This window comes from Frigoribacterium sp. CFBP9030, assembly GCF_034045195.1.
In the GTDB taxonomy this organism is placed as follows: Bacteria; Actinomycetota; Actinomycetes; order Actinomycetales; family Microbacteriaceae; genus Frigoribacterium.
Genome location: NZ_JAXCWG010000001.1, coordinates 17,350 through 29,931, shown reverse-complemented (window position 1 = coordinate 29,931; position 12,582 = coordinate 17,350). Strand labels below are relative to the sequence as shown.

The 12,582-nt window shown below is 69.7% G+C and carries 12 protein-coding genes; 6 read left to right on the top strand and 6 right to left on the bottom strand.

From position 1 onward, the window contains the following. The first annotated feature begins 30 nt into the window (after window positions 1–30). The 3 genes from aztA (at window position 31) to kynU (ending at window position 3,263) form a co-directional block, all read left to right on the top strand. Window positions 31–702, top strand: coding sequence for a zinc ABC transporter ATP-binding protein AztA (gene aztA, locus SOM13_RS00135; RefSeq protein ID WP_320477084.1), 672 nt, complete (start codon window positions 31–33; stop codon window positions 700–702). Window positions 703–873: 171 nt separating this feature from the next. Further along, a complete protein-coding gene (locus SOM13_RS00130; RefSeq protein WP_320478564.1) occupies window positions 874–1,932 on the top strand; it encodes an amidohydrolase in 1,059 nt (352 codons plus the stop codon). 125 nt (window positions 1,933–2,057) lie between these two features. Further along, window positions 2,058–3,263, top strand: a complete 1,206-nt coding sequence (gene kynU / locus SOM13_RS00125; RefSeq protein WP_320478784.1) for a kynureninase — start codon at window positions 2,058–2,060, stop codon at window positions 3,261–3,263. A gap of 249 nt (window positions 3,264–3,512) precedes the next feature. Here kynU and SOM13_RS00120 read toward each other — a convergent pair whose 3' ends face one another. From SOM13_RS00120 to nrdH, 5 genes are all read right to left on the bottom strand, one after another. Continuing rightward, window positions 3,513–4,496: a hypothetical protein gene (locus SOM13_RS00120; RefSeq protein WP_320478563.1), complete on the bottom strand. Its 984-nt coding sequence runs from the start codon at window positions 4,494–4,496 to the stop codon at window positions 3,513–3,515. A gap of 125 nt (window positions 4,497–4,621) precedes the next feature. Continuing rightward, window positions 4,622–5,623 carry a class 1b ribonucleoside-diphosphate reductase subunit beta gene (nrdF, locus tag SOM13_RS00115; protein ID WP_055794231.1) on the bottom strand — a complete coding sequence of 334 codons (1,002 nt, stop codon included), beginning with the start codon at window positions 5,621–5,623 and terminating at the stop codon, window positions 4,622–4,624. Window positions 5,624–5,739: 116 nt separating this feature from the next. Beyond that, on the bottom strand, window positions 5,740–7,845 hold the full coding sequence (gene nrdE, locus SOM13_RS00110) for a class 1b ribonucleoside-diphosphate reductase subunit alpha (RefSeq protein WP_192060169.1): 2,106 nt from the start codon (window positions 7,843–7,845) through the stop codon (window positions 5,740–5,742). A gap of 38 nt (window positions 7,846–7,883) precedes the next feature. Beyond that, on the bottom strand, window positions 7,884–8,300 hold the full coding sequence (gene nrdI, locus SOM13_RS00105) for a class Ib ribonucleoside-diphosphate reductase assembly flavoprotein NrdI (RefSeq protein WP_243214827.1): 417 nt from the start codon (window positions 8,298–8,300) through the stop codon (window positions 7,884–7,886). A 78-nt stretch (window positions 8,301–8,378) separates the two neighbouring features. Next, window positions 8,379–8,612 carry a glutaredoxin-like protein NrdH gene (gene nrdH, locus SOM13_RS00100; protein ID WP_055794227.1) on the bottom strand — a complete coding sequence of 78 codons (234 nt, stop codon included), beginning with the start codon at window positions 8,610–8,612 and terminating at the stop codon, window positions 8,379–8,381. 330 nt (window positions 8,613–8,942) lie between these two features. Here nrdH and SOM13_RS00095 point away from each other — a divergent pair, with 330 nt between their 5' ends. The 3 genes from SOM13_RS00095 to SOM13_RS00085 all read left to right on the top strand — a co-directional run bounded on the left by SOM13_RS00095 (window position 8,943) and on the right by SOM13_RS00085 (window position 11,758). Continuing rightward, window positions 8,943–10,151 (top strand): MFS transporter, encoded by a 1,209-nt coding sequence (locus SOM13_RS00095; protein ID WP_192059460.1) that lies wholly within the window; start codon window positions 8,943–8,945, stop codon window positions 10,149–10,151. A 32-nt stretch (window positions 10,152–10,183) separates the two neighbouring features. Further along, window positions 10,184–11,014, top strand: a complete 831-nt coding sequence (locus SOM13_RS00090; RefSeq protein ID WP_320478562.1) for an aldo/keto reductase — start codon at window positions 10,184–10,186, stop codon at window positions 11,012–11,014. A gap of 210 nt (window positions 11,015–11,224) precedes the next feature. Further along, window positions 11,225–11,758: a ribonuclease H gene (locus tag SOM13_RS00085; protein ID WP_320478561.1), complete on the top strand. Its 534-nt coding sequence runs from the start codon at window positions 11,225–11,227 to the stop codon at window positions 11,756–11,758. A gap of 18 nt (window positions 11,759–11,776) precedes the next feature. Here the strand turns inward: SOM13_RS00085 and SOM13_RS00080 are convergent, their stop codons facing one another. Then, entirely contained in the window at window positions 11,777–12,538 is a 762-nt protein-coding gene (locus SOM13_RS00080) for an SDR family NAD(P)-dependent oxidoreductase (protein WP_192059454.1), read from the bottom strand. Window positions 12,539–12,582: the final 44 nt, after the last annotated feature.

The window sequence follows — 12,582 nt, the reverse complement described above, 5'->3', positions numbered from 1 at the left end:
ACGATTATCACTATGGATAGGCTGGGGATCATGAGCACGCCGCCCTCCGCCCCTCCGCCGTCGCCCCTGGCCGTCCGCGGGCTGACCGCCGCTCACGACGATCGGCGCGTCGCACTGCACGCGGTCGACCTCGAGCTGCCGCGCGCCGCCGTCACCGCGCTCGTGGGGCACAACGGCTCGGGCAAGTCGACCCTGCTGGCCGTGCTGGCGGGCACGCACCTCCCGACGAGCGGCTCGGTGGACCTGCCGGGTGTGTCGTCGATCGCCTGGGTGGTGCAGCGCAGCGCGGCGCCCGACCGGCTGCCGGTCACGGTGCGCGACGTCGTCGGCATGGGCCGATGGCGCTCGCTCGGGGCCTGGCGCCGCCCGACCCGCACCGACCGCGCGCTCGTCGACGGAGCCCTCGAGCGGCTCGGCCTCGGCCCGCTCGCCGCGCGCCCCTTCGGCGAGCTCTCGGGCGGGCAGCGGCAGCGCACCCTGCTGGCGCAGGCGCTCGCGCAGCAGGCCGACCTCGTGCTGCTCGACGAGCCGGAGGCGGGGCTCGACGCCGACGCACAGGGCATCGTCGCCGAGGTGGTCGCCGCCGAGGTCGCCCGCGGGGCCACCGTCGTGCACGCGACCCACCACGAGTCGTCGGCGGGTCGGGCCGACCGGGTCGTGCACCTCCGCGACGGACGGGTGATGCGCGTCGCCGATCGCTGAGGAGCGGAGCGGGGCCGGTCTGCGGTGCCGACACCGCGCCTCCTCGGCTCCCCGCACCCGACTAGCGGACGGAGCGGGCGGAACGGGCGATTCCGGCCGAGGCGGGCCGCCGGCCACGACCGCTTCGGTCGGACACGCCCGCTTCGCCGGGCGGCAGCATAAAGTCGACCCATGACCCAGGAGGCGCGGTTCGTCACGGTCGATCACGCCTGGTCGGGTGCGTGGTCGGGTCGCTCGGTGGTGCGCGTCTCGGGCGACATCGACCTGCTCGGTCCGCCCCGCGCCGTGCACGACGGCCTGCCGCATCTGCCCGGCACGCTGCTCGCGCCGTTCACCGACTCGCACGTGCACCTCGGGCTGATCGATCCGCTCGCCCTCGCCTCCGGCGGCATCGCCCGGGTCGACGACCTCGGCTGGGATCCGGACACCGCGTCGCTCTGGCCCGAGCACGGGCGCCTCGACCCCCGCTGGCCCGAGGTGCGCGTCGCCGGCGGCCTGCTCTGCCCGCCCGCCGGCTACCCGAGCCGCGCCGGGTGGGCGCCCGACACCGCGGCCGTGGTCGTGACCGACGCCGCGAGCGCGAGACGCGAGGTCGAGCGGATGCGCGACCTCGGGGCGGCGTTCGTCAAGATCAGCCTCAACTCCGACGTCGGGCCGGTGTTCGACGACGTCACGCTGCGGGCGATCGTCGACGCCGCCAACGAGCATCTGCTCGTGCCGGTCGCGCACGTGCAGGGGGTCGGGCAGGCCATTCGCGCTCTCGCGGCCGGAGTGGCCCGCTTCGCGCACACCCCCTTCAGCGAGCGTCTCGACGACGAGCTCGTCGAACGCCTCGCCGCGCGCACCAGCTGGATCAGCACCCTCGACATCCACGGACACGGCCGAGGAGGCGCGGCGCACGACATCGCCGTCGCGAACCTCGCGAGGTTCCGGGCCGCCGGCGGTCACGTGCTCTACGGCACCGACCTCGGCAACGGCGATCTGCCCGTCGGGGTCAACGCGCGCGAGCTGCGGGCCCTGCAGCGGGCCGGGCTCGACCTCGGTCTGCTGCTGCACGCGCTGACGGCGGGCGCTCAGCTCGGCGGAGCGGGCGAGAGCGGTCGCGGCACCTCGCGAGCCACCTGGATCCCGACGCCGCCGCCCCGACCCGACGACCCCGGCGCCGCCGCCGACTGGCTGGCCACCGCCACCGTGATCACCCCCGACACCCTGCTGGAGAAGACCTCGTGACCCGCGCCTCCTCGACCCCCGGCCCTGCCGACTCCGCCGATGACTCCGGCACCGGCGACTCTGTCGTCGCCGCCGCCTCTGACGCCGACGCTGACGCTGCCGCCGCCGCTCCCCCGACGCCCGAGCTGCCCTCCGAGCAGCTCGACGCCGCCGACCCGCTCGCGCGGTTCATCGACCGGTTCGCGCCGGCCGGCGACGTCGTCTCGTACCTCGACGGCAACTCGCTCGGGCGGCCGCTGCGGGTCACGCCCGAGAGGATCGCGTCGTTCGTGCGGCACGACTGGGGCAGCCGACTGATCCGCTCGTGGGACGAGCAGTGGATGGCACGACCCACCGAGCTCGGCGACCGCATCGGGGCGGCGGCGCTCGGAGCCGCCGCCGGGCAGACGGTGGTGGGCGACTCGACGACGGTGCTGCTCTACAAGGCGATCCGGGCGATGCTGGCGGCGAGGCCCGACCGGCACGAGATCGTGATCGACGACGACCAGTTCCCGACCGACCGCTTCGTCGTCGAGGGCATCGCCCGCGAGCGGGGGGCCACCGTGCGGTGGGTGCACGTCGACCCGGCTCTCGGCGTCACGGTCGACTTGCTGGCCGACGTGGTCGGGCCCGACACCGCGGTCGTGCTCGTCAACCACGTCTCGTACCGTTCGGGCTACCTGGTCGACATGCCCGCCATCACACGACTCGTGCACGACGCGGGCGCGCTGGTGCTGTTCGACCTGTGCCATTCAGTCGGCGTGGTGCCGATGCGGCTCGACGAATGGGGCGTCGACGTGGCCGTCGGCTGCACGTACAAGTACCTGAACGGCGGGCCCGGAGCGCCGGCGTTCCTCTACGCGCGGAGCGATCTGCTGCCGTCGCTCGAGCAGCCGATCCAGGGGTGGATGGGAGCGGCCGACGTGTTCGCGATGGCCGACGGCTACACGCCGGCGTCGGGCATCCGGCGGTTCATCAGCGGCACCCCGCCGATCGTCGGCATGCTGCCGCTGGGCGACATGCTCGAGCTGGTCGAGGAGGCGGGCATCGACGCGATCCGCGCCAAGTCGCTCGCGCTGACGGACTACGCGTTCGAGCTGGTCGACGCGTGGCTGGTGCCGCTCGGGGTCGAGGTCGCGACGCCGCGCTCAGCCGAGTCGCGGGGCAGTCACGTGACGGTGCGGCACCCGGCGTTCCGTGCCGTCGTGGCTGCGCTCTGGGAGGAGGGAGTCGTGCCCGACTTCCGCAACCCGGACGGGCTGCGCATCGGACTCTCCCCGCTCTCGACGACGTTCGCCGAGGTGCGGCTCGGCGTCGCGGCGATCCGCACCGCGCTGCTCGCCGGCGCCTGACGCCTGACGCCTGACGCCGCGCCGCGCTCTTCGTCACCTGACGCCGCGCCGTGCTCTTCGTCACCTGAGGCCGCGCCGTGCTCTTCGTCACCTGACGCCGCGCTGCCCGCCGCTACGCACCTCGCCGAAGAACCGCGTTCGCGAAGATGAACCGCCGTATATCGCGGTTCATCTTCGCGAACGCGGTTCACGGCGTCGCAGACGGTGCTGCGGTGCGGCCGCACCGCGGTTCATCTTCGCGAACGCGGTTCATGGCGTAGCGGACGGGGCGGAGGTGCGGCCGGTGCGGCCGGTGCGGCCGGTGCGGCCGCGCAACCACGCCAGCACCGGGCGACGCGCGACCAGGCCGGCAGCCGCCAGCACGGCGGCGAGCACGACCGGACTCCAACCCGCCGTCGAGACGAGCGCCGAGGTGAACACCTGCCCGGCCATGTCGACCATCTCGAACGGGTAGCTCGCGTACACGCGGGTGCCCGCGGCGCTCGAGACCGCGGTGATCGCCGCCGGTCCGATCCAGAGCGCGAGCAGTGAGACCGCAGCTCCGACCGCCCGGCCGCGCGTGGACGCCCCCGCCCAGACGACGGCGGCCGCCACGAGCACGGCGGGCGACCAGCGGAGGACCGCCTCCGCGGCGGGCACGGCTTCGGTGATGAGCGAGAACGGCGGGTAGACGAGGGCGTGACCCCATTCGACGACGGCCACGGCGCCGACGCTGAGACCGACGATCGCCGCCCCGCGCGGGGCCCGCGCGATGAGGAGCAGCACGACGACTCCGATGGCGATCCCGATGGCGGCGGCGGCTATGACCGCGGCGAGGTAGACGACGGACGCAAGGCTGTCGGGCAGCCCCGCTCTGACGGTCGTCGTGCTCTGGATGAGCGCGACGAGCTGCGCGCCGACCGTGCCGACGAGGAGCGCGATCACGGTGCCCCGTCGATGACGGACCCCGGTCGCGCGGACCACGAGACCGGCCACGGCGGACCCGGTCACGAGCAGCGCCGCCTGGAGCGTGAGGGCGTACTGACTGAAGGGCAGCAACGACACGGGCATGGCATCGGGTGCGGCCGTCACGCCGTCGGGGGCGACGACGGGAGTCGTCCAGAGGTTCTGCAGAGGGAGGCGCGCCCCGGTCAGCAGCCAGGGCAGCAGCCCGAAGGCGACCGCTGCCACCCCGAGGCCGGCGCAGATCATGATGAGGCGCAGATCGATCGGTGCTCGTTCCCCCGTGGTCATGCTCAGACCCTATCGGGGACGTCTCCCGGCACCGAGACGACGACGGCGGGCGACCACGGAAGATCCGTGATCGCCCGCCGTACGAGCGGGGCGGGGCTCGGAGCGAGCCGCGCCTCCTGCGGGGGTTAGAAGTCCCAGTCCTCGTCTTCGGTGGTGACGGCCTTGCCGATCACGTACGACGAGCCCGACCCCGAGAAGAAGTCGTGGTTCTCGTCGGCGTTCGGCGACAGCGCCGACAGGATCGCCGGGTTCACGTCGGTCGTCTCTTTCGGGAACATGGCCTCGTAGCCGAGGTTCATCAGCGCCTTGTTGGCGTTGTAGTGCAGGAACTTCTTGACGTCCTCGGTCAGGCCGACCGAGTCGTAGAGGTCTTGCGTGTACTGGATCTCGTTCTCGTAGAGCTCGAAGAGCAGGTTGAACGTGTAGTCCTTGATCTCCTGCTTGCGCTCTTCGGAGGCGCCTTCGAGCCCCTTCTGGAACTTGTAGCCGATGTAGTACCCGTGCACGGCCTCGTCACGGATGATGAGGCGGATCAGGTCGGCCGTGTTGGTGAGCTTCGCCCGCGACGACCAGTACATCGGCAGGTAGAAGCCGCTGTAGAACAGGAACGACTCGAGCAGCGTCGAGGCGACCTTGCGCTTCAGCGGGTCGTCGCCCGTGTAGTAGTCGAGGACGATCTGAGCCTTCTTCTGCAGGTTCGGGTTCTCGACCGACCAGCGGAAGGCGTCGTCGATCTCGGGCGTCGACGCGAGGGTCGAGAAGATCGACGAGTAGCTCTTGGCGTGCACCGACTCCATGAACGCGATGTTCGTGTAGACGGCCTCTTCGTGCGGGGTGATCGCGTCGGGGATGAGGCTGATCGCGCCGACGGTGCCCTGGATGGTGTCGAGCAGGGTCAGACCCGTGAACACGCGCATGGTGAGCTGCTGCTCTTCGGGCGTGAGGGTGTTCCACGACTGGACGTCGTTCGACAGCGGGATCTTCTCGGGCAGCCAGAAGTTGTTGACCAGGCGGTTCCAGACGTCGACGTCTTTCTCGTCGTGGATGCGGTTCCAGTTGATCGCGCTGACGGACTTGATCAGAGGGATCGACTTGCCGGTCGCGTGGACCGGGTCGGTGATGGTCATGACATGCCTTTCGAAGACAGGATCGGGAGTTCAGGAGGCGCGGGTCGGGTTTCGTTCCCGACCCGCGCCGTCGACCGGAGGCTGTGCGCCGCCGTGGGGCGACGCGGCGACCGGCACTAGAGCATGCAGCTGACGCAGCCGTCGACCTCGGTGCCCTCGAGCGCGAGCTGACGGAGGCGGATGTAGTAGATCGTCTTGATGCCCTTGCGCCATGCGTAGATCTGCGCCTTGTTGATGTCGCGCGTCGACGCGGTGTCCTTGAAGAACAGCGTGAGCGAGAGACCCTGGTCGACGTGCTGCGTGGCCGCGGCGTACGTGTCGATGATCTTCTCGGGGCCGATCTCGTACGCGTCGGTGTAGTACTCGAGGTTCTCGTTCGTCATGAACGGCGCCGGGTAGTACACGCGACCGAGCTTGCCCTCCTTGCGGATCTCGATCTTCGACGCGATCGGGTGGATCGACGACGTCGAGTGGTTGATGTACGAGATCGAGCCGGTCGGGGGCACCGCCTGCAGGTTCTGGTTGTACAGACCGTGCGCCATGACGCTGGCCTTCAGCTCACGCCAGTCGTCTTGCGTGGGGATGGCGACCTGGGCGTCGGCGAACAGCGACGCACCGCGAGCGGTCGAGGGGGCCCAGACCTGCTCGGTGTACTTGTCGAAGAACTCGCCCGACGCGTAGGTGCTGTCGGCGAAGCCGCCGAAGGTGACACCGCGTTCGATCGCGATGGTGTTCGAGGCCCGCAGGGCGTGGAACAGCACCGTGTAGAAGTAGATGTTCGTGAAGTCGATCGCTTCTTCGCTGCCGTAGTGCACGTGCTCACGGGCGAGGTAGCCGTGCAGGTTCATCTGACCGAGGCCGATGGCGTGCGACTGGTCGTTACCGACCTCGATCGAGCGGACCGAGGCGATGTGGCTCATGTCGCTGACCGCGCTGAGACCGCGGATGGCCGTCTCGACGGTCTTGCCGAGGTCGGGGGCGTCCATCGACAGCGCGATGTTCATCGAGCCGAGGTTGCACGAGATGTCTTTTCCGATCTCGTTGTAGCTCAGGTCCTCGTTGAACGTCGTGGGCGTGTTGACCTGCAGGATCTCCGAACACAGGTTCGACATGTTGATGCGGCCCTTGATCGGGTTCGCCTTGTTGACCGTGTCTTCGAACACGATGTACGGGTAGCCCGACTCGAACTGGATCTCGGCGATCGTCTGGAAGAAGTCGCGCGCCTTGATCTTCGTCTTCTTGATGCGCGAGTCGGCGACCATCTCGCGGTACTTCTCGCTGATCGCGACGTCGCCGAAGGGGACCCCGTAGACCTTCTCGACGTCGTACGGCGAGAAGAGGTACATGTCTTCGTTGTTCTTCGCGAGCTCGAACGTGATGTCGGGCACGACGACGCCGAGCGACAGCGTCTTGATGCGGATCTTCTCGTCGGCGTTCTCGCGCTTCGTGTCGAGGAACCGCATGATGTCGGGGTGGTGGGCGCTCAGGTAGACCGCACCGGCACCCTGACGGGCGCCGAGCTGGTTGGCGTAGCTGAAGCTGTCTTCGAGCAGCTTCATGACGGGGATGATGCCCGACGACTGGTTCTCGATCTGCTTGATCGGCGCGCCGGCCTCGCGGATGTTCGAGAGCGAGAGGGCGACACCGCCACCGCGCTTCGACAGCTGCAGCGACGAGTTGATGCCGCGCGAGATCGACTCCATGTTGTCTTCGATGCGCAGCAGGAAGCAGCTGACGAGCTCGCCGCGCTGGGCCTTGGCCGTGTTGAGGAACGTCGGCGTCGCGGGCTGGAATCGACCCGCGATGATCTCCTCGACGAGGTCGACGGCGAGCTTCTCGTCGCCCTGGGCGAGACCGAGGGCGGTCATGACCACGCGGTCTTCGAAGCGCTCGAGGTAGCGCTTCCCGTCGAACGTCTTCAGCGTGTACGACGTGTAGTACTTGAACGCGCCGAGGAACGTCTGGAACCGGAACTTCTTCGAGTACGCGAGGTCGTTGAGCTTCTCGACGAACGAGAAGTCGTACTGCTCGATGGTCGCGGCCTCGTAGTACTCGTTCTCGACCAGGTAGTCGAGACGCTCGCGCAGGTTGTGGAAGAAGACCGTGTTCTGGTTGACGTGCTGCAGGAAGTACTGCTTCGCCGCCTCGCGGTCTTTGTCGAACTGGATCTCGCCCGACGGACCGTAGAGGTTGAGCATCGCGTTGAGGGCGTGGTAGTCCATCCCGGTGGTGCCCGCCAGGCCCTGCCCGGGCGCGGCGATCAGTTCGAGATCATCGACTGCTGAATCCAAAATTCTTCCAATCCTGTGTGTACGGCGTTGACGTCGTCTGGTGTTCCGAAGACCTCGAAACGGTAGAGAAGGGGAACCTCGCACTTGGCGGCGACGATGTCGCCGGCAAGGCAGTAGCCCTCTCCGAAGTTGGTGTTGCCCGCCGCGATCACGCCTCGGATGAGGCGCCGGTTGCCCTCGTCGTTGAGGAACCGGATGACCTGCTTCGGGACGGCGCCCCGCCCTTCGCCGCCACCGTAGGTGGGCAGCACGAGGACGTAGGGGTCGGTGGCGTGGAGTGCCGGCTCGGACGGGAAGAGCGGGATCCGCTCCGCCGGCGCACCCAGCTTCTCGACGAACCGCCGGGTGTTGCCCGAGACGCTGGAGAAGTAGACGAGGTTCGTCATGGCCGAGGCCCTCCTGCGTGGTCGGTGGGTGGGCGCGGGCTCCGTCATGACGACGTCGACCCGGCGCACCCGGGTGGGTCAGGAGATGCGGGCGGCGAGGCCGGCGATCTTGTCGGGGCGGAATCCGCTCCAGTGGTCGTCGTCGGCGATGACCACGGGGGCCTGCAGGTAGCCGAGGGCCTTGACGGTCTCGAGCGCGGCGTCGTCGGCCGTGACGTCGAGGATGTCGTACTCGATGCCCTTGTTGTCGAGGGCGCGGTACGTGGCCGTGCACTGGACGCAGGACGGCTTGGTGTAGACGGTGATGGCCATGGGATCCCCTGTGTTCTGGCCGGCTTTCGAGGCCGGGTCTGGTGGTTCGCGGGCCACGGTGCGTAGTGCCCGTGGCGACTCTTCGATACTACATCTAGTGGCCGACACTGGCACGCGCAACTAGATGCGGTGTTACACGGGTGTAACTCTCATACGGCTGACTTTCCACAGGGTCTCCCACAAGTTGCCAACAGTTCTGCGGGTGTTGTCCCCGTTTCCGGTGAGTTCTCCACATCCTTCTCCCCACCTCCGACATTCGAAACGGACTGTCCCCACTTCGGGCCGACGGCGTGTCGCGACGACCCCGTCCGCTCGTAGACTTGTCCCCTCGTGAGCACCTATTCGACCCTGCTGAAGACGCCCGGCGTCTCGCGCATCATCGCGGCCCAGCTGACCGCGCGCTTCCCGTTCGGCATGCTGTCGCTCGCGTTCCTGCTGCACGTCGAGCACGTGCACCACTCGTATGCCGCCGCCGGCCTCGTCCTGGCCGCGACGAGCATCGGCCAGGCCATCTCGGGCCCGCTCACGAGTCGCTGGATGGGCCGCTGGGCCATGCGCCCCGTGCTGACCCTCACGCTGATCGTCTGCTTCGCGTCGATGATCACCTTCACCCTGGTCGACTTCTCCGTGCCGGCGTTCATGGCGCTCGGGTTCGTGACCGGCCTCAGCGTGCCGCCGGTGCAGCCGGCCGTCCGCACCATCTACCCCAAGATGGTCACCTCGAATCAGCTCACCCCGCTCTTCTCGCTCGACGCCTCGGCGCAGGAGATCATCTGGGTGGCGGGTCCGGTCATCACGACCTTCGTCGGCACCCAGGTCGGCACGCAAGAGGCCATCTGGCTCGCCGCCGCGTTCCTCGTCGGCGGGGGCATCTGGTTCATCGCCTCGCCCGAGGTCGGCCGGGTCCGCATCCCCCGCAGCAAGCGGGCCTTCGGCAAGGTGCTGGCCCGCCCCACCGTGCTGCTCGCCACCGTCGCCGGGTTCCTGCTCATCGGGGCCTGCGCCGCCGTCGAGGCCGGTGTCGTCGCCCTCTTCGGCGAAGGCAGCGCCGACTCGGGCATCGCACTGGCGATCTTCGCCGCCGGCTCGCTGGTCGGCGGGCTCGCGCTCGGGCACGTGCCGGTCGGCCCCTGGGCCCTGGCCCGTCGACTCGGCATCGTCTTCGTCGGCATGACCCTCGCCGTCTTCATGACCGGACTGTGGCCGCTCAGCGTCACCCTGCTGATCGCCGGCGTGGGCATCGCGCCCGCCCTGGCCGTCATGTTCGCCATCGTCTCGTCGAGCGTCAAGTTCAGCGACACCGCCGAGGCCTACGGCTGGGCCGGCACCGGCCAGCTGATCGGCTCGGCGCTAGGCTCGGCCATCGCCGGTTTCTACATCGACCGCATCGGCGGGCAGGGCGGCCTGATCGTCGCCGCCGTCTTCGCCCTGGTCGGCATGCTCGTCGGCATCGCGTTCCACAGGTCGCTCCCCGATCTGCGCGGTCGCGACGCCAGCCCGCTGCCCGACACCGAGCCGGTGGCGATCCAGCCCAGCTGACCCGCGCCTCCTCGGGCTGGCAGGATCGATGCATGCCCGACATCCAGATCCCCCGCGTCGCACTGAACGACGGCACGACCATCCCCCAGCTCGGACTCGGCGTCTACAAGGTCGCCGACGACGAGGCCGAGAGGGTCGTCCGCATCGCCCTCGACGAGGGCTACCGGCACATCGACACCGCGACCCTCTACGGCAACGAGGCGGGCGTCGGGCGAGCGATGCGCGCCTCCGGCCTCGATCGCGACGACGTCTATCTGACGACCAAGGTCTGGAACACCGAGCACGGCTACGACGAGACCCTGCGCGCGTTCGACGAGAGCCTCCGCCTGCTCGACACCGACCACGTCGATCTGTACCTCATCCACTGGCCCGCGGCGAGCCGCGACCGGTACGTCGAGACCTATCGGGCCCTCGAGACCATCCGCTCCGAGGGGCGGGCGCGGTCGATCGGCGTCAGCAACTTCCAGGTGCCGCACCTCGAGCGGCTGCTCGGCGAGACCGACGTCGTGCCGGTCGTCAACCAGGTCGAGGCGCACCCGTGGCTGCCCCAGCGCGAGCTACGGGCCTTCGGCGACGCGCACGGCATCGTCACCGAGGCGTGGTCACCGCTCGCCCGCGGGCGGATCCTCGACGACGAGGTGCTGCTCGGCATCGCCGATCGGCTGGGCGTGAGCGTCGCGCAGGTCGTCATCCGCTGGCACCTGCAGCACGGTCTCGTGGTGATCCCCAAGTCGGCCACCGCGTCGCGCATCCGCTCGAACCTCGACGTGTTCGGCTTCGAGCTCGACGACGCCGACCTCGACGCGATCGCCGCCCTCGAGTCGGGGCAGCGCACCGGGTCGCACCCCGACGACGTCGACTGACCCGCGCCTCCCCCGCGTTCTCGCGTGGGCGCCGGGGTTCGGCGGGTTCCCGTCATCGATGGCGGGTCAGCGCTGACCCGCCGCCGATGACGGGAACCCGCCGCAGTGCCCCGGAGGCGCGGGCCGGGCCCCGAGGAGGCGCGGCGCAGGAGGCGCGGGCCGGGTCCGTTAGCGTGGTCGAGCACGCCGTCGACGCAAGGAGCACCCCGCATGACCATCACCGCCGCAGCAGACGGTTCCGCCCTCGGCAACCCCGGACCGGCCGGTTGGGCCTGGTACGTGGACGACGAGCGCTGGGCCGCAGGCGGCTGGCCGCGCGCGACGAACAACCAGGGCGAGCTGACCGCCGTGCTCGAGCTGCTGCGGGCGACCGCCGGCACCGACGACGATCTGCACATCCTCTGCGACAGCCAGTACACGATCAAGGCCTGCACCGAGTGGATGCCGGGCTGGAAGCGCAAGGGCTGGCGCAAGGCCGACGGCAAGCCGGTGCTGAACGTCGAGATCCTGAAGGAGCTGGACGAGGCCCTGGCCGGGCGGAGGGTCCGGTTCGAGTGGGTGCGGGGTCACATGGGCCACGAGATGAACGAGGCCGCGGACGTGCGCGCCCGCGGTGCGGCGACGGCGTTCCAGAACCGCACGGCCGTTCCGAGCGGCCCGGGTTGGCCGGGTGCCCCGGTGTCGACGACCGACCCGATCGCGGCCCCGGCGACCCCGCCCGCACCTCCCGCGACCCTGTTCTGAGGCCGTCCCGCCGGCGGGCTACATCGAGGGGTGCGTGCTCGACAGGCCGCCGTCGACGACGAACTGCCCGCCGGTCGAGAAGGCCGAGTCGTCTGACGCGAGGTGCAGAGCGAGCCCGGCGACCTCTTCGGGCCGCGCGAGGCGCCCGCGGGGGCTCATCGTCTTGAAGGCGTCGAGCAGGCCGGGCTGCGCCTCGACCTGCCGACGGAACATCGCGGTGTCCGTCGGGCCGGGGTGCAGCGAGTTGATGCGGATGTCCCAGCCCTCCTGAGCGGCGTGGGCCGCGCTCGAGCGGGTCAGGCCGACGAGAGCGTGCTTGCTCGCGGTGTAGGCGGCATCGTCGCCGAACCCGAGGAACGACGTCGCGGGCGCGAGGTTGATGATCGATCCGCCCTCGCCGTCGGGGTTCGACCGCATCTGCTCGATGGCGAATCGCGTGCCGAGCATGACGCCGGTGACGTTGACAGCGAAGACCCGGTTCCAGCTCTCGAGCTGGGTCACGTCGATCGACTGACCGGACACGATGCCGGCGTTGTTGACGAGCACGTCGAGGCGGCCGTGCCGCTCGGCGACGTGGTCCATGACGCGCTTCCAGTCGCCGCCGTTCGCGACGTCGTGCCGGAGGAACTCCGCGCCGGCCTCGGCTGCCACGGCCGACCCGTCGACGATGTCGGTGGCGACGACGTGAGCACCCTCATCGGCGAATCGACGCACGATGGCCTCGCCGATTCCGGATGCGGCCCCCGTGACGATCGCGACTTTTCCGGACAGGCGAGACATGGGTCCTCCTCGTGGAGCGGAGCACGGTGGTGCTGCGGTCATCG